Raw genomic sequence first — 25,904 nt, 5'->3', positions numbered from 1 at the left:
CCTGCAAATACATTATATTTATCTGCAAATTTATTGGCGGTTGTGATAACTCTCTGCCGATCAGCTAAAATGACGCCGATGGTGTTATTCACTTGCGTTTAAAAACATCAACAACAGCGATAAATCAGAGTTCTGTCAACTTTTGCTGACAGATTGCTTCTACCGTTCGGGGTGAGAGAGTATCATCATTGCCAGTCATCCCCGCACCTGCAGAGATAAGGCCAATACTGATGCGTTTGGAAGTTTTTTGCGAAGACCGAATCGGTCTGACTCGAGAGTTACTCGATCTTTTGGTATTGCGCAGCATAGATTTACGTGGCATCGAAATCGATCCCATCGGCCGCATTTACCTCAATTTTTCCCAGCTGGATTTTGACACCTTCCGTGCCTTGATGGCAGAGATCCGCCGCATCGCCGGCGTGACCGACGTACGCACCGTGAATTTCATGCCGTCCGAGCGTGAGCACCGCGCCCTGCGGGCGTTGCTGGAGTCGATGCCGGAACCGGTCTTCTCGATAGATATGAAGGGCAAGGTCGAGCTGGCTAACCCGGCGGCTCAGGCGCTGTTCGGTTTCAGCGAAGACAAAATCCGCAATCAGACCGCCACTGCGTTGATTGGCGGTTATAACTTCAGCCGCTGGCTGGAGAGCGAACAGGCGACTCCGCAATCTGAGCGGGTGGTGATCCGCAGTCAGGATTTCCTGATGGATATCACCCCCATCTATCTGGAAGACGAAAACCAGCAGAAAGATACCGTCGGCGCGGTTGTGATGCTGAAGTCCACGGCGCGCATGGGCCGTCAGCTACAGAACTTGTCGGTGAACGACGATACCGAATTTGATCACATCGTCGCCGCCAGCCCGAAAATGCGCCAGGTGCTGGATCAGGCGCGCAAGCTGGCGATGTTGGATGCGCCACTGTTGATTGTCGGGGATACCGGTACCGGTAAAGATATCCTGGCCCGGGCCTGTCACCTGCGCAGTCCGCGCGGCAAGCAGCCGTTCCTGGCGCTAAACTGTGCCGCTTTGCCGGACGACGTTGCGGAAAGCGAGCTGTTCGGCCATGCGCCGGGCGCTTACCCCAATGCGCTGGAAGGCAAGAAGGGCTTCTTCGAGCAGGCACACGGCGGTTCGGTATTGCTCGATGAAATCGGTGAAATGTCGCCGCGCATGCAGACCAAACTGCTGCGCTTTATTAACGACGGCACTTTCCGCCGGGTTGGCGAAGAACATGAAGTGCATGTCGATGTACGCGTGATCTGCGCGACGCAGAAAAACCTGACCGAACTGGTGCAACGCGGTGAGTTCCGTGAGGACTTGTATTATCGCCTTAACGTACTGACCATTACCCTTCCGCCGTTGCGCGAACGTCCGCAGGACATCATGCCGCTGACCGAACTGTTCGTGGCGCGCTTTGCCGATGAGCAGGGCGTTGCGCGGCCGAAATTGTCCAACGATCTGGGCAGCTTCCTCAGCAAATACGGCTGGCCGGGCAACGTGCGGCAGTTGAAGAACGCCATCTATCGCGCGCTGACGCAAACGGAAGGTTTCGAACTTCGTCCGCAAGATATCGTTCTGCCGGAATTTGAAGTTGAAATGTCATTGGGCGATGAAGTGTTGGACGGCTCGCTTGACGACATCAGCAAGCGTTTTGAACGCTCGGTGTTGACGCGGCTGTACCGCACTTACCCAAGCACGCGAAAGCTGGCGAAACGCCTGGGGGTTTCACATACCGCGATCGCCAACAAGCTGCGCGAGTATGGTCTTAGCAGCCGCAAGCCGGCTGGGGAAAGCGAAGAGTAAAAAGAATGGGCGCCTTAGGCGCCCATTTTAATACTTGGCTATCAGAGCCCGGCATTCGCGGGCCTTATGACATTACTTCAAGGCAGCCAGCGCCGCGTCATAGTCTGGTTCGTTGGTGATTTCATTCACCAGCTCGCTGTACAACACGTTATCCTGGCCATCCAGCACCACGACCGCACGTGCAGTCAGACCGGCCAGTGGGCCCTCGGCGATTTCAACGCCGTAGGCTTGTTTGAATTCTGCACCGCGCAGAGTGGACAGGGTCACCACGTTGCTCAGGCCTTCCGCGCCACAGAAACGTGACTGTGCGAACGGCAGGTCGGATGAAATGCACAACACGACGGTGTTATCCAGGCCGCTGGCCAACTGGTTGAATTTACGCACTGAAGTCGCACAAACGCCGGTATCGATGCTTGGGAAAATGTTCAGAACTTTGCGTTGACCCGCGAAGCTGCTCAGCGCCACATCTGACAGGTCTTTGGCAACCAGAGAGAAGGCTTTGGCTTGTTCGCCGGACTGTGGCAGATGGCCTGCAACGCTAACCGGGTTGCCTTGAAAATGTACTGTCTGAGTCATTAGCTTGATTCCTTTTACAGGTGTTTATACAAAGGGCATGAGCCTAATGAAAAGGGACTTTACGCCGCGCTTAACATTAGGTTCACACCCTGGCATCAGTTTATGTCAACAATTGCGGGTTGGATATATAAAGTTTGCTAAATAGTTGTATATATTAGGTTGTGTCCAGAATTTATCCTTCTGGTTGCCCTTGTTTATGCGCAATTTTCGCCTCAGGAGCCGTTATGAGAAGCATGCGTTTTTACCCAGAAGCCTGGCCGCTGCATACTGCCTTTGTGATAGCTCGCGGTAGCCGTACCGAAGCCAAGGTCGTGGTGGTCGAAATTGAACAGCAGGGCGTGCGTGCCAGCGGCGAATGTACGCCATATGCGCGTTACGGCGAAAGTGAAGCCTCGGTGATGGCGCAGTTGGCTGAAGTGGCAACGGCTGTGGAACAGGGCGTGACGCGGGAGCAACTGCAGCGGCTAATGCCGGCAGGCGCAGCGCGTAATGCGGTGGATTCGGCACTGTGGGAGCTGGAATGTCGCCTGAACGGCCAGAGCCTGTGGCAACGCAGCGCAGTCGTAGAGCCGGAACGCATTGTGATGGCGCAAACCGTCAGCATCGGCTCGCCGGAGGCGATGGCGTTCGCCGCGCGTGAGCTTGAGCAACAGGGGGCCAGCCTGTTGAAAATCAAGCTGGATAACCACCTGATCAGTGAACGACTGGTGGCGATCCGTGCGGCAGTGCCGACGGCCACCTTGATCGTCGACGCCAATGAGTCCTGGCAGGCGGAGGGGTTGGCGGCACGTTGTCAGCTGTTGGCGGATCTGGACGTGGCGATGCTGGAGCAACCGCTGCCGGCGAAGGACGACAGCGCGCTGGAAAACTTTATCCACCCGTTACCGATTTGCGCCGACGAGAGCTGCCACACGCGTAGCGATCTACCGCGGTTGGCCGGACGCTATCAGATGGTCAATATCAAGCTGGACAAGACCGGCGGTCTGACGGAAGGGTTGGCGTTGGCGGCATTGGCGCGAGAGCAAGGGTTCGCCATCATGCTGGGCTGCATGCTCTGCACTTCTCGAGCGATCGGCGCGGCGTTACCCTTGGCTCCGGGGGCGCGATTCGTCGATTTGGACGGGCCAACCTGGCTGGCGAAGGACGTTGAACCGGGTCTGGATTTCGAATGTGGGGCGATCAACCTCGCCCCGTAACCGACTCAATCCGGGTAGGTCAGTAGTTCTACCATGGCGTCGAGGTAGCTTTCGCTGGCGGCATCGGCAGAGATTGGTGGGAACTCTGCGGTAATGCAGGGCAGCGACAGATCGGCGCACCAACTGCCGAACGATCCCGGCGTCTCGTAACCGACGCTGGTGACCAGTGGCAGGGCAAACTTGTGCGAAAGCCAGACGCCAAGCCGGGAGCTGGCAGGGTCTTCGATGCAGGCCAAGGGTTCATGGAAGGAGACTACCCAGCGAGGTTTCAGCCGATGGATCAGGTGGCACAGCGCCTGGGTCTCCGGCTCGGAACCCGGACGGCCACCGGTCGAAAGCTTAACGTCTCGAGCCTCCGCCGCGCTGTTCCAGCGATAAACCGTGTCGCCAGAGCGCCAGTTGGCCGCCGGGAAATTGCGGTTCAGATCGACCCCGTTGGCATTGGCGCGCAGCCCGAGTTGGCAGCCGTCCGGGTTGACGGCCAGCACCACATGGTGACGCAACTGATTGGGGGCGATGCTGCGCAGCGCACAGGACAGCGTGACAATAGCGGCACCTTCGTCACCGTGCGTACCGGCGATGATCAGCCCGGCATCCGGGCTACTGATGGCCGCCGGGAAATAGAGCAGCGGTGCGCCCAGCAGCGAACTGCCGTAATTCTCTCCTGCAACGGCCAATTGGCCACGTTCACTGCGCGGTCGATGCTGGATCATGATGCGTTCCCTGATTTAAAGGTCGAGAGTGATTATCATTTTATTCAGTGTATTACGCTTTAGCTGCACTTTCCCAGAGCTATTGTTCAGCTATCGCGCGTTATGTGAACTGTGCGTTAGCGCAGGTAACAATAAAACCCCGCCGGTCAATTCGCTGTTGTTATACTATCGGCAAAGCTAACCCAATAACCAAACAGGGGATTTAACATGCCAGTAGCCAGAATTATTGCCAGCTATAGCGAAAATGAAAAAGATACCATCACGCTGCTGTGCGGCGTGGACGAGGAAAACCAAATCCGCCAGGGTGAATGGTTCGGCGTGGTGAAAAACGACGACGGGCGCGGCGATGAGTCCAACTATCCGTTTACCCTGCACGTCGACTATCAAAAAAACAGCTTCTATCTGGACTATGGCTATGACGATGCCGAGTCACGTCAGATGCAAAAGACCGATATCCATGCCAAGCCGCTGGTGGAGAAAGGCTTCTTCACTATCTTCGATGAAGAAGAGGGCGAAGAATTCAGCTACCGTATCAACAGCATCCATCTTTACGAATAATCCTCGTCGAGATCAAAATGCCCGTGTCGACTTCGTCGTACGGGCATTTTTTATTGCCTGGCCCCCAGTTTTTACATCTTGTCCGCCTGGAACTCTAGGTGAGACTAATCTTGTGCTATAAGATAAAAAATTCAGATGGTTAACGGGGATGAATCAGAATGACGAGAAAAATAATTCAACAGGGTTTTCGTTTGGCGCTGTGTGCGGTAGCGATCGGCGCAGGATTGAGCAGCGCAATGGCGGCGCAGGTTCCCCCGGGTACCACTCTGGCGGAAAAGCAGGAAATTGTTCGCCATATCAAAGATGAGCCTGCTTCGCTCGATCCCATCAAGGCGGTCGGGCTGCCGGAAGCACAATTGGCGCGTGATCTGTTTGAAGGTTTGGTGAATCAGGATGCCAACGGCAAAGTGATCCCTGGCGTTGCCACCCGTTGGCAAACCACGGATAACCAAACCTATATTTTCACACTGCGTAAGGACGCACGCTGGTCTAACGGTGACCCTGTCACGGCAAAAGACTTTGTCTATAGCTGGCAACGCCTGGTCGAACCAAAAAGTCTGTCTCCCTTTGCCTGGTTTGCCCAGCTGGCAGGTATCCAGAATGCCGATGAGATCATTACCGGTAAATTGCCAGCGGACAAGCTGGGCGTAACGGCGCTGGATGATTACACCTTAAAAGTACAGTTGAATAAGCCGGTACCCTATTTTGTCAGCCTGACGGCCAACTTCAGCCTGTTCCCGGCGAATAAAGCGGTGGTGGAGAAATTTGGCAATGACTGGACCAAAGTCGGCAATCTGGTGGGCAACGGTGCGTATAAGCTACAGGAGCGGGTGGTCAACGAGAAACTGGTGCTGACGCCCAACGAACACTATTGGGATCATGCGCATACCGTTTTGACCAAGGTGACCTTTGTACCAATCAACCAGGAATCTAACGCCACTAAACGCTACCTGGCCGGCGATATCGATATCACCGAATCCTTCCCTAAAAACATGTACCAAAAACTGCTGAAAGACATTCCGGATCAGGTGTATACCCCGGACCAACTCGGCACCTATTATTATGCTTTCAACACCCAACGGGCGCCGACCAACGATGTGCGGGTGCGCAAGGCGCTGTCTTACGCGATCGATCGCAAAATTATCGCCGAAAAAGTGTTAGGCACCGGTGAGAAACCGGCTTATCACTTTACGCCGGATGTGACCGCAGGGTTTAAACCGGAAGTGAGTCTGTTGCAACAGCAGCCGCAGGCCGAACTGGATGCCCAGGCCAAGGCGCTGATGCAGGCGGCCGGCTATGGCCCCAATAACCCTTTGAAGCTGACGCTGTTGTATAACACTTCAGAAAGCCACCAGAAAATAGCCATCGCCGTGGCCTCAATGTGGAAGAAAACCCTTGGGATCGACGTTAAGTTGCAGAATCAGGAATGGAAAACTTATATCGACAGCCGCAACACCGGCAATTTCGACGTGGTGCGCGCTTCCTGGGTGGGCGATTACAATGAAGCCTCGACCTTCCTGTCGTTGTTGAGCTCCACCCACAGCGGCAATATCGCCAAATTCAAGAGTGCGGATTACGACAAGCTGTTGGCGCAGGCCAGCCGTGAAACCAGCGCCGCGGCCCTGACGGCGGATTACAACAAACTGGAGCAGATCATCGCGGAACAGGCGCCGATCGCGCCGATTTACCAATACACCAATGGCCGTCTGATCAAGCCTTGGGTAAAAGGTTACCCGATCACCAATCCGGAAGACGTGGCCTACAGCCAGACGATGTATATTATCAAGCATTAATAACTGCATTTAACCAGGCTCCGTTAATTCGGGGCCTGGTTATCAATATTTGTCGAATAATAAAATAAACCCCAATAGCTTATTTCTGCCAGGGCGATGCTGTCCGTTGAAATAACCGGAGAGCCCTTTATATTCGGCAATGAATAGTGGGTAAAACAGGTCGTTATTTATGCTTTATAAGCTGTCCCGCATGGCATCAACCAGGATGCGGCCGCTCATGTCCGTTTGAGTAATGCGATAGCTGGTTGGGTAAGAACGCCGGGTGCTGAGATGATCGTGCACCGATACCTTGCCAACCTGCGTACCGCTGGCATTCTTAACGATAAACTCGCTGATCTCTTCCTGGCCCTGATTTTGAAAATTAACGCTGCGGATTTTCTCCAGCGTATCGCTGTCGTTTAATTTTAAATGGTCGCGTAACATAACTACCTCCTCGTAGTGAGGGAAGTATATGCCTCTCAAATTTGAGCTGGAACAGCTTTTTGTTAATTTTTTATTGTCATTATGAATTAAGATTGCTGTGAATATGTTAAGTCATAATAATGGCGCGATAGCCAGCGCTTTATTCCACGATATCCGCATTTATCGGTCGGGTTTTATTTCATCTCCGTTATTATTAGTCTGCATTTTTGTTAAATAATACCTGACGCCCAATGGGTGAGGGAAATACGCAGGACACGTCATGTGCACAGTCGGGAACGATCGCTAAATCACGTTTGGCGCGCGGGGCAATAAAACGTCGATCGTAAGCCGCATAGGCGATGCCGCGTTGTAGACGATCGGGGCCTTGCGCCTGTGCCGCACAAGATTTGTCGAGTATTTTGTAGAAGCTTCCTGGCGCGTCGCCGCTGTCCTTTGCGCCAACCATGTAGGTGATATTCGCCGTGGCATAGCGTTGGCGTACTGATTCAGTCTGTTGGTCGAGGTAGCTCGGAATAGCCTCAATGCCGTATTTCCAACGATTGACGCTCGGGCAGGCGTCACTGTTAACCTCAACCCAATCGAAGGTGCAGCCCCCTGTTGAATCACAATCGCGCCAATCGACAGGGCGCTCGTTGTTTACCGGCAGCGGTCGGTGACTGTCAAAATAGAGCCAACTGCCGGGGTCGGATATCACAAAGCGCAGTTTTACGCCGGGCGGCGGATTGGCGAAACCGACATAGTGCTGTACAAACTGTGCGCCGGCGGAAAACCCTGCAACGGTGACCCAGCGTATCTGCGGCCATTTTACTTTCAATTCGGCAACCAGGCGATCAAGCGCGGCAAACGAGCTGGTTCTTCCCTGGTTGTCCAAACCGCCTTCGATCCAGGAACTGCAACTCCACAGCGCGTCCCCGGCCTGCGCTTGTGGAACGCCGGGAGAATGGCAGCGTGTGGACTGAGCATTACTGACCGGGAACAGCGGGGCGACCAACAGCGCCTGGCCGGTTTTGCCTGCAAGTTGAGCCGCTTTTACCGCGGCGGCCAGGGTTTTCCCCGCATCTCTGGGATGTCCGTGCAGCACGATTAACGCGCTATCTGGTGTGATTACCTGGGGGCGTGCGACAAAGTAAGGTAAATTTCCTGCTGTTGGTCCCAGTTTCACCCGGTATGCGTCGGCAAGGGTGTCGAGTGTGCTATCTGCGGCAAACAGTGGATGAAACGGGGTTGCGATAACCGCCGCTACTGAGGCCAATACCAATGTTCGAGTGGGGGTCATTAAGCACCAGCTTTAGGGTTTGCGCATTATTCCTCCATGTTAGCCTATAAGGCCATTTCGAGCGTAGCATTCGCACGGCTTCATCTTTGATCCGCCTGGCATTAACGCTAGACTCTGAGGTAACTGAAAAGCAAAGAGGATGAGGAATGGAAGTCATTGAGGGGCGCGAGTTACAGGTTCCTGACGCAGTCTATGCCTACCAACTCGATGGTAAGGGCGGTGTAACATCGATTGATTACGATGATAAAGTCACCTGCGATGAGCCTTGCTGGCTGCATCTCGATTATGCGCACCCAGCCAGCGCCGAGTGGCTGGCTACCACACCGCTTTTGCCGGATGCGGTAAGAGAGGCCTTATCCGGGGAGAGTTCCCGGCCGCGCGTCAGCAAGGTGGGCGAAGGCACCATGATCACGCTGCGCAGCATCAACTTTAACGCCAACTCGCGGCCGGATCAGCTGGTCACTATCCGCGTTTACATGACCGATAAACTCATCGTTTCTACCCGCCATCGCAAGGTCTATTCCATTGACCAGGTGGTGAACGATCTTCAAAGCGGCAGTGGGCCAACCAACAGCGGTAACTGGCTGGTGGAGATATCGGACGCATTGACCGACCACGCCAGCGAGTTTATCGAAGATCTGCACGATAAAATCATCGATCTGGAAGATTCGTTACTGGAGCAGCAGGTCCCCGAACGGGGGCAATTGGCGCTGATCCGCAAACAGTTGATTGTGCTGCGTCGTTATATGGCACCGCAACGCGACGTGTTCTCGCGTTTAGCCAGCGATCGTTTGCCCTGGATGAATGACGACGATCGTCGCCGCATGCAGGATATTGCCGATCGGCTGGGGCGCGGGCTGGATGACCTGGACGGTAGCATTGCACGTACCGCGATCCTTTCTGACGAAATCACCACGGTAATGGCCGATGCCATGAACCGCCGTACTTACACCATGTCGCTCCTGGCGATGGTGTTTTTGCCTACGACCTTTTTGACCGGGCTGTTCGGCGTCAACCTGGGCGGGATCCCTGGGGGCGGTAATCCATTCGGCTTTGCGGCATTTTGCCTGATGCTGGCCGGATTGGTGTTCGGCGTGGGCTGGTGGCTGAAGCGACGGCGTTGGTTGTAGCCAAAAAGAGGTAAAACCCCGGTTAACATTGAGCGATATCAACTTTTGTCGGGGGGAAATGAGGCATGATCTATCTCGCAGGTGAATGCAACGTCAAGCGATGGGCGTTGCGCTCCATAATTGTCTTACTTTCTTATATTTAGAATTACTGCATAGCACATTGATTCATACGATGCCGGTTTAATCACCGGCATTTTTTTGTCCGCAATTTGCCCTCAGGCCGCACTCTCATCCCAGAAACTGGCTTCAATCTTGTGCCCGTCCAGGTCACGTACAAAGCAGCCGTAATAGGCTTCACCATAGTGCGGCCGTGAACCGGGGGCACCTTCATCCGTCGCTCCGGCCAGCAGCGCCTGCCGGTAAAAATCATCAACCTGCTGCTTGCTGGTGGCGAAAAAACCCACATGAATGCCGTTGCCGGTGGTAGCCGGTTTGCCGTCGATCGGCAGCTGCAACCAAAACTCCGGATAATCGCGGCCATAGCCTATGGCCCCTGGGTGTTCCAAAACCCGGCGGCAACCTAAGGCGGCAAGGGTGCGATCGTAAAAATCAGCTGCGGCGTCAAAATTATTGCTGCCGAGAGAAACGTGAGACAAGCAGGGCGTGATGTTCATCGGTAATCTCCTGGTGACTGTATAAAAACACAGTATAGAATAAAAACCGCACTGTCTGGTGAATTCTGCTGAAAATGCGAGCGGGATCGCCAACTGAAGGGGGGTAAAGAGCCGCCCGCAGTGTGCGGGCGGAACAACGGCTTACTTGATTTCGAGCACGTCTAAACGTGCCGGGGCAGGTTCATCCGTCTCTTCCGGCTGCCAACCCACCGGGTGCATCGGAATGTCTTCGCGATCGAAGGCCAAATCGCCACCGTCAACGACTTCACTGCCGTGGTGAATGCCTTTGAAATCAAACAGGTTAAAGTCGCTCAGGTGCGAAGGCACCACGTTTTGCATTGCGCTGAACATGGTTTCCAGGCGGCCTGGATAGCGTTTATCCCAGTCGCGCAGCATGTCGCCAATTACCTGACGCTGCAGGTTAGGCTGCGAACCGCACAGGTTGCACGGAATAATCGGGAATGCTTTCGCCACCGAGAAACGCTCAATATCTTTTTCACGGCAGTAAGCCAGCGGACGGATCACCACGTGCTTACCGTCGTCGCTCATCAGTTTAGGTGGCATGCCTTTCAGTTTGCCGCCGTAGAACATATTGAGGAACAGGGTCTGCAGAATGTCATCACGGTGGTGGCCTAGGGCAATCTTGGTGGCACCCAGCTCGGTGGCGGTGCGGTAAAGGATACCGCGGCGCAGACGCGAACACAGGGAGCAGGTGGTTTTGCCCTCGGGGATCTTGTCCTTGACGATGCTGTAGGTGTTCTCCTCAACGATCTTGTATTCCACCCCTAAACTTTCCAGATAGGCTGGCAGGATATGCTCAGGGAAGCCAGGCTGTTTCTGATCGAGGTTAACGGCAATCAGTGAGAAATTGACCGGTGCACTCTGCTGCAGGTTGCGCAGAATTTCCAGCATGGTGTAGCTGTCTTTACCGCCGGACAGGCAGACCATGATGCGGTCGCCTTCTTCAATCATGTTGAAGTCGGCAATCGCTTCGCCCACGTTGCGGCGCAGACGCTTGTGCAATTTGTTGAGGTTGTATTGCTCTTTTTGACTAACGGTTTGTTTTTCTGACATTTAAATCGTGCTCGTTCTCAATTGGGGGCACTATGGGCATGACGTTTTAGGCAGCAAGTTTAGCATTCAACAGGCTGATTGGGTCATTATTCATTTCGCTCTCGGGGCCGTGAAGAACCTTGGCGTGCTGTCATGCCTGGTTGTCTGGGGATAAACGCACCCAACATGCATCAATGTGGCGTGTATGGTACGGATTGTGAGAACGAATACCAGCGTGTTTTGCGTGGTGGGGATGGAAAACGGAAAATAATGGGTGCCAAACCCACATGAGGCCGCATGTGGGCCTCATGTCTTACCGACTCAATTTTATTTATAAATTTCAGCTGTGCCACACAGACGGTTATTGCCGGAGGCGCCGATGATGCGATAAACCTCGGCGCCGGCTTCGACCGCCTTGGCTTCCAGTTCCCGCTGTAGGCTAGAAAGATTATTGCTTGCTGCGCAGGCGCTAATGATCCCGGCTTTTTGCCGATCAGTGGGTGCTGAGTCAACCAGGGTAGCGGCGACGGTCGTGAACGACAGGGTGGCCAGCGCGAGGGCAGCGAGGGCCAGATTGACGTTTTTCATGCTGTGATTTCCTTTTCTGTGGCCTGTATCGATTAAGACTGGCGACGACGTTGATTCGCTCAGTGTGAGTTTTTCAGACCAATGTGGGTTGGCTATTGGTCTTCTCGCGCCGGATAGCCTGCTTCACGCAGCACCGCGAGAAAATCACTTTCGTCCTGAGTACTATCGACCTGAACCTGACGCGCGGCCGGGTCGGTTTCAATCTGGGCCTGCGGATCGACACTGTGCAGTGCCTTGGTTACGGATTTCGCGCAACCGCCGCAGGTCATATTGGGAATGTAGAAACTGTGCATATCAATCTCCTGGTTCTTTAGGGTGCCCGGTCACTATGCGGGTTGACAGCGTGGCAAGGTCAAACGCTTTTCAGTGAAAATTTTTGCTTTGAATTCAATGACGATACCGGTGTATAAGCGCCAAAGCGGGGCGCCTCACGAGGGGTTTGCAGGCTGGGCTCCGTGGTTGTGGCAGGCTCAGCCAAATCCGCCAGGATCGGGCAGTCTGGGCGATCGTTGCCATGGCAGTGATCGGCAAGGTATTCGAGCGTTTGCGCCATCTCTTGCAGTTCGGCGATCTTGGCTTTCAACCTGGCAACATGGGAAAGCGCCATCTCTTTAACGTCGGCGCTGGCACGATCGCGGTCGTTCCACAAGACCAGCAGGGCCGAGATCTGCTCGACAGAAAACCCCAGATCGCGTGCACGACGAATAAATCGCAGACTGTGTACGTCCTGTGGGCTGTAATGCCGGTAACCGGCATCAGAACGAAGGGCTTTCGGGATCAGGCCAATTTGTTCGTAATAGCGGATCATCTTTGCTGAAACGCCAGAAGACTTGGCTGCTTGACCGATGTTCATTATTCACTCCTTCTGGGGGATTCATTAAATTTCCCTAAAGCGGGGGATCGGCTACGGGTCGACAGGTAGCGTTATCGCTGGCACTCGCTGGCGCGATTGGACAGATCGAGTACCACAACCAATCCAGGTGATAGGTGCGATAGAACACTTTCGCGTTCACCTGAGTGGTTGGCGCGATACATACACCGCCACGCGCCTTGGCCTGCTCGCTGATCTCGGGGTTGGAGAGATCGCGTTCTTCGAAAGCGATCCCTTCATTTTCGAGCCAGGATTTCAACGTTTGGCAGTCTGAGCACGTCGGCATGGTGTAGATGACGACCTGAGGATGAAATTCACCGGCCATGCTGGCCTCCTCAAACGTGTTGTAGTGTTGCCGCCTAAACCTTTACGTTTTCCGGCCCGACAGGGCGGGATTCGATACCCATCGGTGCCTGGAAACGCTTTAGACGGAGCGCGTTGCCGAGCACGAAGACGCTGGAGAGCGCCATCGCCGCAGCGGCGAAGATCGGCGAAAGCAAGGTGCCGTTTATCGGGTAAAGCATGCCTGCCGCAACCGGGATCAGCACTGCGTTGTAGGCAAAGGCCCAGAACAGGTTCTGCTTGATGTTGCGGATCGTCGCCTGGCTGAGCGCAATGGCATTTGCCACACCACGCAGGTCACCGGACATCAACACCACGTCTGCCGCTTCGATAGCTACATCGGTTCCCGTACCGATGGCCAACCCAACATCTGCTTCGGCCAGCGCCGGGGCGTCGTTGATGCCGTCCCCCACGAAAGCGACGCGTGCACCATGGCTGCGGAACTGCTTCAGCGCCGCGACCTTACCGTCGGGTAAAACCTCAGCCGCGACCTCATCGATACCGAGCTGTCGGGCGATTGCCGAGGCGGTTGCTGCATTATCACCGGTGATCATCGCGACCTTGAGCCCCAATGCGTGCAGCGCCTTGATTGCCTCTGGCGTGGTCTCTTTAATCGGGTCGGCAACGGCGATCACCGCCGCCAAACGACCGTCTATCGCAGCATAAAGCGGGCTCTTGCCTTGCTCTCCGAGACGCTGGGCGGCCGGCAGGAAACTGGCCACGTCCAGGCCGAGCTGCGTCATGAAGCGGTCGGCTCCGACGGAGACGGTTCGGCCGCTGACCTTGGCTGATACACCGAAGCCCGGTGTGGCATCGAAGGCTTCAATAGCGGCGATCTTGAGGTTGCGCTGTTTTGCGGCGGCGACGATGGCTTCGGCGATAGGGTGCTCCGAACGGGTCTCCACGGCGGCAACCAACGCCAGAACCTCGTCGTAATCGAAGCCCTCGGCCGGTACCAGGTCGGTCAACTCAGGGCGACCTTTGGTCAGGGTGCCAGTTTTGTCCAGCGCGATAATGCTAACATCTCGTAGTGCCTGCAAGGCTTCGCCTTTACGGAACAGCACGCCGAGCTCGGCGGCGCGGCCAGTGCCGACCATTATCGAGGTGGGGGTGGCCAGCCCCATGGCGCAAGGGCAGGCGATAATCAGCACGGCCACCGCATTCACCAGCGCGAAGGTCAGTGCCGGCGTCGGTCCGAAGATCAACCAGATCAGGAACGTCAGCGCTGCCGCCGTCATCACCGCCGGGACGAACCACAGGGTCACCTTGTCGACCAACGCCTGGATCGGCAGTTTGGAACCCTGGGCTTCCTCAACCAAGCGGATAATTTGCGCGAGAACCGTATTGGCACCGACTTTGGTGACGCGGAAGCTGAATGCCCCGGTTTTGTTGATGGTGCCGCCGACCACTTCGGCACCGACACTCTTGGACACCGGCACCGGTTCGCCGGTGATCATGCTTTCATCTACATAAGAGACGCCTTCGACGACCTGACCGTCGACCGGGATCTTCTCGCCCGGGCGAACGAACACGACATCACCGGTGGTCACCTGGTCGAGCGGGATTTCCAGGGTTGCACCGTTACGCTCGACGCGCGCCGTTTTGGCCTGCAGCCCAACCAACCGTTTTATCGCCTGAGAGGTTCGCCCCTTGGCGCGAGCCTCCAGCGTGCGCCCAAGCAAAATCAGCGTAACGATCACCGCGGCGGCTTCGAAATAGATGTTGGCGGTACCTTGCGGCAGCACTTGCGGAATGAAAGTGGCCACCACCGAATAGCCATAAGCCGCCGCGGTACCCACCGACACCAGCGAGTTCATGTCAGGGGCACCGCGCAGCAATGCCGGCACGCCCTTGCGGAAGAAGCGCAGGCCGGGCCCAAACAGCACCAGCGTGGTAAGCACGAACTGCAGATACGCATTGCGCTGTTCACCCAGAACCCCTAACACCCAATGATGCATCGCGGGAATCAGGTGCGAGCCCATTTCGAGGACGAATACTGGCAAGGTCAAGAGAGCGGCAATCAGTAAAGATCGGCGTAGTCCACGTGCTTCGTTCTCGCGCCTTTCACTGTCTTGATCGTCCGAACTTGCCGTGGCGGCAGACAAGCGGCGGGCCTTATAACCGGCCTGTTCGACCGCGGCTTCAAGCATGGCCGTGGTGACGATCCCGGCACTATGGCGCACCCGGGCACGCTCGGTCGCCAGGTTGACATTCGCTTCGATCACGCCCGGAATTTGCCTGAGCGCTTTCTCAACCCGACCGACACAGGACGCGCAGGTCATATCTTCGATGCCGAGTTCAGTGGTTTCTTCACGAACGGCGTAACCGGCGCTCTCGATGGCACCAACGGCTGCCTGCGGATCGGCGCGATCGCCGAAAGTGATATCGGCGCGCTCGGTGGCCAGATTGACCGTTGCCGTTTGCACGCCGGGAACGGCTTTTAGCGCACGTTCGACGCGGCCAACGCAGGAAGCACAGGTCATACCTTCGACCGGCAGGCTCAGACGAGTGGTGCGCAGGGCTGAATTAGAACCTTGTTGCACAGAGACGGAAGTCATTGAACTACCCCTTTACTGATTCGGATATCGAAAAGCTTAAAGCTTCCCACTGTGGGAAGGTCAAGACCTGTCAGGGATTTGTTTTGCCAGGGGCAGATTCGGCCTCGTTTTGGCACCGCCGCAGAGCGTCGTCTCACCAGTACACACCTGCCAACCACCTCCCAATGCCTTATAGATGCTGACCACGGCGAGTTGTTGTTCGGTGCGTGCGACCGCCAGCGCTCGCCGGCTGTTAAAGTCGGAACGCTCTGCGTCAAGGACTTCCAGATAGAGGCCTTGCCCCTGGGAAAACTGCAGCCGGGCGAGACGAGCGGCCTCACGATTGGCTGCTGATTCAAGCAGGCGCAGTTCGAGCGTGCTGCCTGTTGCTTTATAGGTTTTGAAGGCGTCGTCGGTTTCCTGCAGCGCGCGCAATAGTGTTTGATCGTAGAGGAGCAGGGCTTCTTGGGCGCGAGCTTCACTGGCGGCAATCCGCGCTCGGACGCGACCGTTATCGAGCAGAGACCAGCGAATGACCGGAAGGATAAAACCGGACAAAGCTCCGGCACCGTTCACTGCATCGAGGTTCCCGGCAACGAATCCGATCGAGCCCTGTACCTGGATCTCGGGGTAGAGACCTGCCGTTTCTACCCCAATCCGCGCTGTTGCTGCCGCCAGAGTGCGTTCGGCCGCCGCAATATCGGCACGTCGTGCCAGGAGCGCCTCGGGGTTGCCGACGGCGAGGGAGGTAACCTTCAGTTCATCACGCCCAGGTATGGCGACTGGAGGGCTAAACCTTTGCGGCGTTTCGCCAAGCAATACCGCCAGCGCATTGACGGAAACCGCGCGACGGCGCTCGAGCTCGGGGGCGACAACCTCGACATTGCGCAATAACGCCTCGGCGCGCAGTCGGTCGAACTCACTGGCTGAACCGGCATTCGCCAGACGTTCAACCTGAGCCAGGCTCTCGCGCTGGCTTCGGGTGATATCTTCAACGACAGCAAGCTCGGCCTCGATACCGCGCAGTTCAAACCAGGTGGCGGCCACCGCTGCTGCAACGCCGGCTTGCACATCGCGCAACAAGGCTTCACGCGAGCCTGCCTGCGCCTGGGCTTCCTCAACCGAACGGCGCACGCGACCGAACAGATCGATTTCCCAGGCGGTGTCTACGGCACCGCGATAGGTTTCCTGCTGACGAGCCTGGTCAGGCGATGTCTCTATCTCGCTCTTGCGACGGTTTTCATAGCTGAAAGCAGGGCCGCCGCTTGGCAGAAAGCTCTGACGATCCTCGCGCAGCAGGGCTTTTGCTTCTTCGAGCCGCATGGCGGCAATGCCGATATCATGATTAACCGAAAGCGCCTGCCGGATCAGTCCGCTCAATATCGGATCGTCGAAGGCACGCCACCATTCAACCTCCACGGCAGCGGAATTAAGGCCTGGCGAAGCTGCACCAAAGCTGGCGGGAAGCCGTGCCGAAGACAGCGAAGGCGGCGAATAGTCTGGCCCTACAGATGAACACCCGGTTAACAGGGTAAGCGCACTCAGGGGGAACCACAGCGATTGATAGAGGCTTTTCATGAGGTGCTCTCCTTAATGCGCTGTTTGCGCAGCTTCGATTCTGCCCGGCGGCGTTCGATACGAACGGACAGGTTACGCATCACCACATAAAACACCGGCGTCAGGAACAGACCGAACAGCGTCACGCCTAGCATGCCGGCGAAGACGGCGATACCCATTGCATGGCGCATCTCCGCCCCGGCACCGCCGGCAAAGACCAGAGGAACCACACCGGCGATAAAGGCCAGGGAGGTCATCAGGATTGGCCGCAGTCGCAGCCGACAAGCCTCGATAACCGCATCCAGCGCGCTTGCGCCCTCGGCCTCGAGAGTGCGGGCGAACTCGACGATAAGAATGGCATTTTTGGCGGCCAAACCGACCAGTACGATCAGCCCGATTTGCACAAAGACGTTGTTGTCACCGCCGGTCATCCAGACGCCAATAATGGCGCTCAGCAGACACATCGGCACGATCAACAGGACGGCCAGCGGCAACAACCAGCTGTTGTACTGAGCGGCAAGGATGAGATAGGCCAGAAGCACACACAGCGGGAAGATGAACAACGCCGAATCCCCGGCCAGCTTTTGCTGGTAGGTAAGGTCGGTCCATTCAAAAGTCATGCCTTCCGGCAGCACTTCTTTCGCCAGACGCTCCATCACGGCTACCGCCTGACCCGAACTGATGCCGGCCATGGCGCCGCCGGAGATGTCGGCCGAAGGATAGCCGTTGTAGTGGATCACTCGGTCTGGGCCTGAGCTCGGTGTGACGGTAACAAATGAAGATAAAGGCAGCATTTTCCCGGCAGCATTGCGTACTTGCAGGCGACCGATGGCTTCTGCCTGCATGCGATGGTCTGCATCGGCCTGGGCGGTCACTTTGTAGGTGCGGCCAAAACGGTTGAAATCGTTGACATAGAGAGAACCGAGATAGACCTGCAGCGATTCGAAGATATCCGCCAGACGGACGCCCTGACTCATGGCTTTGGTACGATCGATGGCAACGTCGAGTTGTGGGGCATTGACGTCAAAGCTGGTCATCAGTCCGGCCACCTGTCCCGACTCGGTGGCTTTGGTCATCAGGATCTGGGTTTGCTGAACCAGAGCATCCAATCCGGCGCCGCTGCGATCCTCAATTTGCATTTTGAAACCGCCGGTGGCGCCCAGACCCGGTACCGGCGGCGGTGTAAATACGCCGAGGAAGCCGTCGGGAATGCCGGCGAATTTTGCTTGCAGGCGGCCGGCAATCGCGGTCGCGCTGAGATCGTCTGTTGTACGAGCTTCAAACGGGTCAAGCATAACGAACATGACGGCGGCATTCGGTACGTTGACGAAGCCGTTGATCGACAGCCCTGGGAAGGCTACGACGCTCTCGACACCGGCTTCCGCCAGCGCGATTTTCGACATCTGTTTGACGACCGCATCGGTGCGTTCCAGCGAGGCCGAATTGGGCAGTTGGGCAATACCAACCAGGTAGTATTTGTCCTGCATCGGTACGAAGCCGGGCGGAACCGCCTTAAAGCCGAAGAAGGTCAGTGCCAGTAAGCCACCGTAGACCAAAAGCGCCAGACCGCTAACCCGGACCACTTTGCGCACCGTATTGCCATAAGCGCTAGGCGCGTGTCGGAAAGGCCGGCCAAACGCACGGAACAACCGATCGGCTCGACCGCCCAGGGTGCGCGGATCTCGGGCGATTGCAGCCTTGCGCGGACGCAGCAAAAGGCCGGCCAGCGCCGGGCTGAGTGTCAGGGAGTTGATGGCCGACAGAATGGTTGAAATGGCGATGGTGAGCGCAAATTGTTGATAAAACTCCCCCTGCAGGCCGCTCAGGAAGGCAGTGGGGATGAATACGGCGGCAAGCACCGAGGTAATGGCGATGATGGGGCCGGTCACTTCATCCATGGCGCGCCTTGCGGCTTGGGGAGGCTCCTCGCCATTTTCGATATGTCGTTCGACATTTTCGACCACGACGATCGCGTCGTCGACCACTATCCCGATCGACAACACCAGGCCAAACAGCGACAAGGTATTGAGCGAAAAACCCATCAGATGCATGACGGCAAAGGTCCCGATCAGCGATACCGGCACCGCCATCAGCGGGATCAACGACGCGCGCCAGTTGTGCAGGAACAGCACTACCACGATCACCACCAACAGGATCGCCTCCAGCAGGGTGGTGGCTACCGACTCCAGCGAAGCACTGACGAAGACCGTTGGGTCATAAGCTATGCGCGAAGTGAGTCCTGCCGGAAAGTGAGTTTCGAGCCGTTGCATGGTGGCCCTCACGGCCTTAGAAACGTCTAGCGCGTTAGCTCCCGGGCTTTGAATAATTTGCAGCGCGACGGCCGGCTCACCGTCGAGCAGGCTGCGCAACGCGTAGGCATCAGCTCCCATTTCGATACGGGCGACATCTCGCAGGCGAGTGATTTGGCCGTCGCTACCGGTGCGAATAATGATATCGCCAAACTGTTCCTCGTCGGTCAGGCGGCCGAGGGTATTGACCGTCACCTGGAATGCGGCGTTGGAGTTGGGCGTCTGGCCAACCGAGCCGGCCGCCACCTGAACGTTCTGTTCGCGTACGGCGGCGATAACGTCACCGGCCGTCAACCCTCGCGCAGCGATCAAATCAGGATCGAGCCAAAGCCGCATACTGTACTCGCCGGCACCCCATACCAAAACGTCACTGACTCCGGGGATGCGTGACAGCTCATCGCGTACCTGGAGGTAAGCGTAGTTTGAAATGTAGAGAGGATCGTAACGCTGATCGGGCGACAGCAGGTGAACTACCATCAGGATATCCGGCGAGGTTTTCTGCGTGACGACGCCCTGGCGTTGAACCTCTTCAGGTAACCGCGGCAGCGCGCGCGAAACCCGGTTTTGCACCTGAACCTGCGCCATATCGGCATTGGTGCCCTGGGCGAAAGTGACGGTCAGGATCATTCGGCCATCGGTTGCCGACTGCGACGACATGTACAACATGCCCTCAACCCCGGTGATTGCCTGTTCGAGCGGAGCCGCTACCGTTTCAGCGATCACTTTGGGGTTGGCTCCGGGGTAAGACGCGGTCACTTGCACCGTTGGCGGAGTGACTGCCGGATACTCGCTAAGCGGCAGTTGGAAGAAGGCCACGCCGCCGGCGAGCACCATCAAAATTGACAGGACGATGGCAAATATCGGGCGTGCGATGAAGAAACGAGGGAAAGTCATTACGCGGCTCCCGTGGTTGTCGGCGCCGTCATGGGAGCACCATCAATGGCGGTTGTTTGCGGCGTGATCTGCATACCGGGGCGTACCAGGCCCTTGACCACGATACGCTCACCCGGCTGCAGACCCTGTTCGATCACCCGCATGCCTTCGACCATCGGGCCCAGCTCGACTGGCCGATATTCGGTTTTGTCACCTTTGCCGACGACCAACACATAGCGGCGGCCCTGATCGGTGCCAATTGATTGATCGGACACCAGTACGCGGGCGCGCGGTGCACCGGTTTCCAGTTTGACCTTGGCAAACAGGCCAGGGGTCAATTGTCCATCGGCATTATCGACAACGGCGCGAATACGCACGGTGCCCGTCCCACGGTCGGCGGAGTTGGCAAGAAAATCGACACGGCCAGTTCGGGTATAGGTTTTGTCGGTGATCAGCGCGACCATCACCTTGGTTGCCGGCGGGGTGGCACGAGTGCGGTCTGCGGCGAGCGAACGCAAATAGGTGCGCTCGTCGACGTCGAAATAAACCTGCAGCGGGTTGGTCGAGACAATCGTCGTGAGCGGCGTTACGCCATTGGTAACGTAGTTGCCCTCGGTGACCAGCACCTGGCCGACGCGCCCGCTGATGGGCGCCGTGACGCGCGTGAACTCCATATCCAACTCTGCCGCAGCCAGGGCGGCTTTCGCGGCATCGACCTGCGCTTTGCCTGCATTCAACGAAGCGGTTGCCGTATCGAGCTGAGCACGCGCAAAAACCTTTTGAGCAAACAGCTGTGTGGCACGGGCATATTCCGTTTGAGCGAGCCGCGCTGCTGCTTCAGCCTCGCGCAAGCGAGCTTTGGCGGCACTCAGCGCGGCTTCGTACACCCGAGAGTCAATGAGAAACAGCCGTTGGCCTTTCTCAACCCAGCGACCTTCCGGCACGCTGACATCTTGCAGATATCCGGCGACTCTTGGACGCAGTTCAACCTGTTTGACAGCGGTTAGCGAACCGGTGAACTCGACAAAAGGCGTGACCGGGCGAACGACCACTTCGGCTACTGGTACGCTCGGAGGCTTGGCGGGAGCAGCTGCGGACACCGTCTCTTTGCAACCGGCGACAGCGAATGCGACGCTTATCGCCGCAGTGATTAGAGTGACACGTTTGGCTTTCATCATTTGACCTTTCGCGACTGAAGTCGACAGTGGAATTTATTGAGCCGAAGCGGCTCTGATTGCACTTATCGGACTTACCACGTTTGGAAGGTCAAGCTGTTTTTGAGGGCTGATTCAGGCTATTCGATACTGTATTGCGCGAGGGCGTCTGGCGTGGAGAGCGTTACGCAGTGGCAAAAAACAAAAGCGGGGCGCGAACCGGTCGCGTCCCGTGGGTTTACTCGGCCGAGGAGGTTTCCCCCTTGCCGGCCAGCAGGCTGAGGAAGTCGTACTTCTCCTTCAGCTCTTTTTCTGCGGCCTGATACAGCGCGCTGGCGACTTCCGGCTGCTGTGAGTTCAGGCGGCGGAAGCGCTGTTCTTTCAGCAACGTATCGGTCAGATTGCTGTTTGGCGGCCGGGAATCCAGCGCCAGCGCCGGTTTGCCCTCATCGGCGCGACGTGGATCGAAGCGATACAGCGGCCAGAATCCGGTCGCGGTCAGCTGTTTCATCTGGTCGTGACTGAGTGCCAGATCGTAACCGTGTTCTTCACAGGGGCTGTAGGCAATGATCAGGGATGGCCCCGGATAAGCTTCGGCTTCCTGAATGGCTTTCACCGTCTGATTAAGCTGCGCACCCAGCGAGATTTGCGCCACGTAAACATGGCCGTACATCATCATGCTGACGCCCAGATCCTTACGTGCCTTGCGCTTGCCGTGTTCGCCGAACTTGGTCACCGCCCCGAGCGGGGTGGCCTTCGATTGCTGGCCGCCAGTGTTGGAGTAACACTGAGTGTCCAACACCAGCACGTTGACGTTTTCGGTCAGGCTGAGGACGTGATCCAACCCGCCGAACCCGATATCGTAAGCCCAGCCGTCGCCGCCAATCAGCCAGATGGATTTATCCACCAGATAATCGGCGTCGGTCGCCAGTTGGCGCGCGTCGTGACCCTCAATCTGCGCCAGCAAGCCGCGCAGTTCCTTAATCTGTTGGCGACGCGGCTCTGGTGCGATATCCGTCATCTGCAGAGCGTTGACCAACTGTGCCGGCAGCTGCGGCGCCAGGGTGTTCAGCAAACGCAGTACGCGGCTGCGGTGCTGATCGACCGTTAAGCGGAAGCCCAGACCGAACTCCGCATTATCCTCGAACAACGAGTTGGCCCAGGCTGGACCGCGGCCTTCGGCATTGGTGGTATAAGGTGTAGTCGGCAGGTTGCCGCCGTAAATGGACGAACAGCCGGTGGCGTTGGCAATCAGCAACCGGTCGCCATAAAGCTGGGTCAGCAGCTTGATGTACGGTGTTTCCCCACAGCCGGAACAGGCACCGGAGTATTCGAACAGCGGCGAAATCAACTGCGAGGTACGGATGTCGATCCGCTCGATCTGCGAGGGATCAATTTCCGGCAACTGCAGGAAGAAGTCGTAATGCGCTTTTTCTTCAGTCAGGTGCTCAAGGCGCGATGCCATGTTGATGGCCTTGATGTCCGGGCTCTGGCGATCTTTTGCCGGGCAGACTTCAACGCACAGATTGCAGCCGGTACAGTCTTCCGGCGCGACCTGCAGTACGTATTTCTGGCCGCGCATGTCGCGCGCTTTCACATCCAGCGATTGCAGCGAGGCAGGGGCGTGCTCCATGGCCTCCGGCTGAACCACTTTGGCGCGGATGGCGGAGTGCGGGCAGGCGGCAACGCAGTGGTTGCACTGGGTGCACAGATCCGGCTGCCAAATGGGGATATCCTCGGCGATATTGCGCTTTTCCCACTGGGTGGTTCCCACCGGCCAGGTACCGTCCGGCGGGAAGGCTGACACCGGCAACGCATCCCCCAGTCCGGCCAGCATCGCGGCGGTCACGGTTTTGACAAAGTCAGGCGCCGCATCCGAGACAATCGGCGGTCGCATTGGGCTGCTTTCGTTAACCGGCTGCAGGGGGATTTCAATCAGCGCGTCAAGCGTGGCGGCCAGCGCCTGCCAGTTGCGCTCAACAATATCCTGGCCTTTGTTGCTGTAGCTGCGTTCGATAGCATCCCGCAATTGCTGGAGTGCCACGTCGCCCGGCAGAATTTGGGTCAGATGGAAAAACGCCATCTGCATTACGGTGTTGATACGTGCACCGAGCCGGCATTCACGTGCCAGTTTCGCCGCGTTGATGATATAGAAGCGTGCCTGACGTTGCTGCAAGACGGCTTGCACTTCCTGCGGCAGCCGCGACCAGGCCTCTTCGGCACCATAGGGAGTATTGAGCAGGAAAATGCCGCCGGGTTTCAGGCGCTCCGCCATCTGGTAAGTATCGATAAACTGCAGTTGGTGGCAGCCGACAAAGTCGGCGCGACTGACCAGATAGGCCGAGTTGATGGGCTGTTCGCTGACGCGCAGGTGGGATACCGTCAGGCCTCCGGCCTTTTTCGAGTCATAAACGAAATAGCCCTGGGCATACATGGACGTACTGTTGCCGATGATTTTGATGTTGTTCTTGGTAGCGGAAACGGAGCCGTCACTGCCAAGACCGTAGAACAGCGCCTCCAGCGACGCGCGCTGCGGCAGGGTTTCTTCACTGAGTGGCAGGGAAAGACCGGTCACATCGTCGAAAATACCGACGGTAAAGCGTGGGCGCGGGCGCTCCAGAGCCAGCTCGTTAAACACGGCTAACGCGCAGTCAGGGCCAAACTCTTTCGAGGAGAGCCCATAACGGCCGCCGATCACCATCGGCATATGGGCGCGGTCACCCCGGCTGAACGCTTCAGCCAGTGCGGTCATCACGTCCAGATACAGGGGCTCCGCCAGCGCGCCGGGCTCCTTGGTACGGTCCAGTACGGCGATTTTCTTCGCGCTTTCCGGCAACACGCTGAGCAGGTGCTGCGCGGAAAACGGCCGAAACAGCCGCACTTTCAGCACGCCGACTTTTTCACCACGGGTCAACAGGGCGTCGATCGCTTCTTCGCAGGTGCCGATGGCGGATCCCATCAGGATCACCACGCGCTCGGCCTGCGGATGGCCGTAATATTCGAAGGGCTGATACGCCCGGCCAGTGATCTCGGCGAATTTGTCCATCGCGTCGATCACATGCTGGCAGGTCGCGTTATACCAGGGGTTGGTGGCTTCGCGCGATTGGAAATAGGTGTCCGGGTTGGCGGAGGTGCCCCGCACCACGGGATGATCAGGCGACAGTGCGCGGCTGCGGTGCGCGTCAATCGCGTTCTGAGGCAGCATCTGGCGCAGGGTATCGTCGCTCAGCGGCACGATTTTGTTGATTTCATGCGAGGTGCGGAAACCATCAAAAAAGTGAATAAACGGCAGGCGGCTGTTGAGACTGGCCGTTTGGGAAATCAGCGCAAAATCCTGTGCTTCCTGGACGTTGCTTGCGCACAGCATGGCGCAGCCGGTTTGGCGTACCGCCATCACGTCGGAATGGTCGCCAAAAATCGACAGCGCATGGGTGGCGATGGTGCGCGCAGCAACATGCAGCACAAACGGCGTCAGTTCACCGGCCAGTTTATACAACGTCGGGATCATCAGCAGCAGGCCCTGCGATGAGGTAAACGAGGTCGACAGCGCGCCGGTTTGCAATGCGCCATGTACCGTGGCGATCGCACCGCCTTCCGACTGCATTTCCACCACTCGCGGCACGTCGCCCCAGATATTTTGACGGCCGTCGCCGGACCAGGCATCCGCCTGTTCCGCCATGGTCGAACTGGGGGTGATTGGGTAGATGGCAATCACTTCGCTGGCGCGGTAGGCGACGGAAGCGACTGCATTATTACCATCTGTAGTAATCATCAACTTTACCTTTCATTGCTCAAAAAGCTGCGAAAGTCACCTCTCGCAGTAATTAACAAAGTCTAGCAGAGGGATATATTGGCCCTTTATCGCGTTTGTGTGGCGGATGATAAATCGACAAAAAATGCGACAAGGAGATATTTCACGACTTTAAATGGCCCTGAAGAAAAATTGTCATCGTTGTTTAACGACAATTTATTTCCGGCGCGTCATACTGGTGAATAGGTAAACTTACAGAAGAAAAAACGATGAGCGGATTTATGTATTTGACCATGGCGATAGTCGCAGAAGTGATCGCCACCACCATGCTGAAAGCCTCTGAGGGATTCACTCGCTTGTGGCCATCGCTGGTGGTCGTGGTCGGCTATGGCGTAGCTTTTTGGGGGCTGTCGATGGTGGTGAAAACCATGCCGCTGGGCATTGTTTATGCCATCTGGTCGGGCATGGGCATTGTTCTGGTGTCAATTGCCGCGGTATTTGTTTATCAACAAAAGCTGGATTGGCCAGCCGTGCTGGGGATGGGATTAATTATTGCTGGCGTGTTAGTGATTAATTTACTGTCGAAAACCGCAGCGCACTGATCCTTATTTAAACCGAAACAATCGCCAGCGCGACATTCAGTGGCGCTGGCAGAAATCCTTATTAATAAATAACGGAAAATAATAGATTACCCCCAAGTTTGGATCTTCCTTTTACCGGCAAAAAATGCGCCATTTTGACACCGCATTTTGGTGCTGTTCGCCTCGCCTCAAAGCGTTAACCTCTCC

At 56.7% G+C, this 25,904-nt stretch carries 21 protein-coding genes; 6 read left to right on the top strand and 15 right to left on the bottom strand.

Going from position 1 to position 25,904, the window contains the following annotated elements:
- Positions 1-230 precede the first annotated feature (230 nt).
- Positions 231-1,802: a transcriptional regulator TyrR gene (tyrR, locus tag EBA31_RS13820; protein ID WP_020827094.1), complete on the top strand. Its 1,572-nt coding sequence runs from the start codon at positions 231-233 to the stop codon at positions 1,800-1,802.
- Positions 1,803-1,874: 72 nt separating this feature from the next.
- On the opposite strand, the gene tpx is transcribed toward tyrR, so the two are convergent.
- Entirely contained in the window at positions 1,875-2,378 is a 504-nt protein-coding gene (gene tpx, locus EBA31_RS13815; protein ID WP_020827093.1) for a thiol peroxidase, read from the bottom strand.
- A 224-nt stretch (positions 2,379-2,602) separates the two neighbouring features.
- Here tpx and ycjG point away from each other — a divergent pair, with 224 nt between their 5' ends.
- Positions 2,603-3,574, top strand: a complete 972-nt coding sequence (gene ycjG / locus EBA31_RS13810; protein ID WP_122079478.1) for an L-Ala-D/L-Glu epimerase — start codon at positions 2,603-2,605, stop codon at positions 3,572-3,574.
- A 5-nt stretch (positions 3,575-3,579) separates the two neighbouring features.
- Here ycjG and mpaA read toward each other — a convergent pair whose 3' ends face one another.
- Positions 3,580-4,287 (bottom strand): murein tripeptide amidase MpaA, encoded by a 708-nt coding sequence (mpaA, locus tag EBA31_RS13805; RefSeq protein ID WP_122079477.1) that lies wholly within the window; start codon positions 4,285-4,287, stop codon positions 3,580-3,582.
- Between the two features lie 207 nt (positions 4,288-4,494).
- On the opposite strand from mpaA, the gene EBA31_RS13800 reads away from it, so the two are divergent.
- Together EBA31_RS13800 and EBA31_RS13795 are read left to right on the top strand one after the other, a co-directional pair.
- Positions 4,495-4,845: a hypothetical protein gene (locus EBA31_RS13800; protein WP_020827090.1), complete on the top strand. Its 351-nt coding sequence runs from the start codon at positions 4,495-4,497 to the stop codon at positions 4,843-4,845.
- A gap of 158 nt (positions 4,846-5,003) precedes the next feature.
- On the top strand, positions 5,004-6,638 hold the full coding sequence (locus EBA31_RS13795; RefSeq protein WP_041414588.1) for an ABC transporter substrate-binding protein: 1,635 nt from the start codon (positions 5,004-5,006) through the stop codon (positions 6,636-6,638).
- A gap of 174 nt (positions 6,639-6,812) precedes the next feature.
- On the opposite strand, the gene EBA31_RS13790 is transcribed toward EBA31_RS13795, so the two are convergent.
- Together EBA31_RS13790 and EBA31_RS13785 are read right to left on the bottom strand one after the other, a co-directional pair.
- Positions 6,813-7,061, bottom strand: a complete 249-nt coding sequence (locus EBA31_RS13790; protein ID WP_048758711.1) for a hypothetical protein — start codon at positions 7,059-7,061, stop codon at positions 6,813-6,815.
- A 193-nt stretch (positions 7,062-7,254) separates the two neighbouring features.
- Positions 7,255-8,337 (bottom strand): hypothetical protein, encoded by a 1,083-nt coding sequence (locus EBA31_RS13785; protein ID WP_122079476.1) that lies wholly within the window; start codon positions 8,335-8,337, stop codon positions 7,255-7,257.
- Between the two features lie 146 nt (positions 8,338-8,483).
- Between EBA31_RS13785 and zntB the strand changes: the two genes are divergently transcribed.
- A complete protein-coding gene (zntB, locus tag EBA31_RS13780) occupies positions 8,484-9,467 on the top strand; it encodes a zinc transporter ZntB (RefSeq protein WP_020827086.1) in 984 nt (327 codons plus the stop codon).
- A gap of 215 nt (positions 9,468-9,682) precedes the next feature.
- Here the strand turns inward: zntB and EBA31_RS13775 are convergent, their stop codons facing one another.
- The 11 genes from EBA31_RS13775 to nifJ all read right to left on the bottom strand — a co-directional run bounded on the left by EBA31_RS13775 (position 9,683) and on the right by nifJ (position 25,137).
- A complete protein-coding gene (locus tag EBA31_RS13775; RefSeq protein WP_020827085.1) occupies positions 9,683-10,081 on the bottom strand; it encodes a VOC family protein in 399 nt (132 codons plus the stop codon).
- Between the two features lie 141 nt (positions 10,082-10,222).
- Positions 10,223-11,155 carry a tRNA 2-thiocytidine(32) synthetase TtcA gene (gene ttcA / locus EBA31_RS13770; RefSeq protein WP_122079475.1) on the bottom strand — a complete coding sequence of 311 codons (933 nt, stop codon included), beginning with the start codon at positions 11,153-11,155 and terminating at the stop codon, positions 10,223-10,225.
- 306 nt (positions 11,156-11,461) lie between these two features.
- Positions 11,462-11,722, bottom strand: coding sequence for a DUF1471 domain-containing protein (locus tag EBA31_RS13765; protein ID WP_122079474.1), 261 nt, complete (start codon positions 11,720-11,722; stop codon positions 11,462-11,464).
- 92 nt (positions 11,723-11,814) lie between these two features.
- Positions 11,815-12,015, bottom strand: coding sequence for a heavy-metal-associated domain-containing protein (locus EBA31_RS13760; RefSeq protein ID WP_115058725.1), 201 nt, complete (start codon positions 12,013-12,015; stop codon positions 11,815-11,817).
- A gap of 59 nt (positions 12,016-12,074) precedes the next feature.
- Entirely contained in the window at positions 12,075-12,575 is a 501-nt protein-coding gene (gene cueR / locus EBA31_RS13755) for a Cu(I)-responsive transcriptional regulator (RefSeq protein ID WP_122079473.1), read from the bottom strand.
- A gap of 34 nt (positions 12,576-12,609) precedes the next feature.
- Entirely contained in the window at positions 12,610-12,918 is a 309-nt protein-coding gene (locus EBA31_RS13750) for a glutaredoxin family protein (RefSeq protein ID WP_122079472.1), read from the bottom strand.
- Between the two features lie 34 nt (positions 12,919-12,952).
- Entirely contained in the window at positions 12,953-15,493 is a 2,541-nt protein-coding gene (locus EBA31_RS13745; protein ID WP_122079471.1) for a heavy metal translocating P-type ATPase, read from the bottom strand.
- 60 nt (positions 15,494-15,553) lie between these two features.
- Entirely contained in the window at positions 15,554-17,050 is a 1,497-nt protein-coding gene (locus EBA31_RS13740) for an efflux transporter outer membrane subunit (protein ID WP_122079470.1), read from the bottom strand.
- Positions 17,047-20,232, bottom strand: a complete 3,186-nt coding sequence (locus tag EBA31_RS13735; RefSeq protein ID WP_122079469.1) for an efflux RND transporter permease subunit — start codon at positions 20,230-20,232, stop codon at positions 17,047-17,049. The genes EBA31_RS13740 and EBA31_RS13735 overlap by 4 nt, the downstream gene beginning before the upstream one ends.
- Positions 20,232-21,389 (bottom strand): efflux RND transporter periplasmic adaptor subunit, encoded by a 1,158-nt coding sequence (locus EBA31_RS13730; RefSeq protein ID WP_305000450.1) that lies wholly within the window; start codon positions 21,387-21,389, stop codon positions 20,232-20,234. The genes EBA31_RS13735 and EBA31_RS13730 overlap by 1 nt, the downstream gene beginning before the upstream one ends.
- Positions 21,390-21,603: 214 nt before the next feature.
- Entirely contained in the window at positions 21,604-25,137 is a 3,534-nt protein-coding gene (gene nifJ / locus EBA31_RS13725) for a pyruvate:ferredoxin (flavodoxin) oxidoreductase (RefSeq protein ID WP_122079467.1), read from the bottom strand.
- Positions 25,138-25,385: 248 nt separating this feature from the next.
- Between nifJ and EBA31_RS13720 the strand changes: the two genes are divergently transcribed.
- Entirely contained in the window at positions 25,386-25,718 is a 333-nt protein-coding gene (locus tag EBA31_RS13720; protein WP_044551516.1) for an SMR family transporter, read from the top strand.
- The last annotated feature ends 186 nt before the right edge of the window (positions 25,719-25,904 follow it).

The organism is Serratia sp. P2ACOL2, assembly GCF_003691565.1.
GTDB classification, from domain to species: domain Bacteria; phylum Pseudomonadota; class Gammaproteobacteria; order Enterobacterales; family Enterobacteriaceae; genus Serratia; species Serratia liquefaciens.
This window is presented reverse-complemented; position numbering and strand designations above follow the sequence as displayed.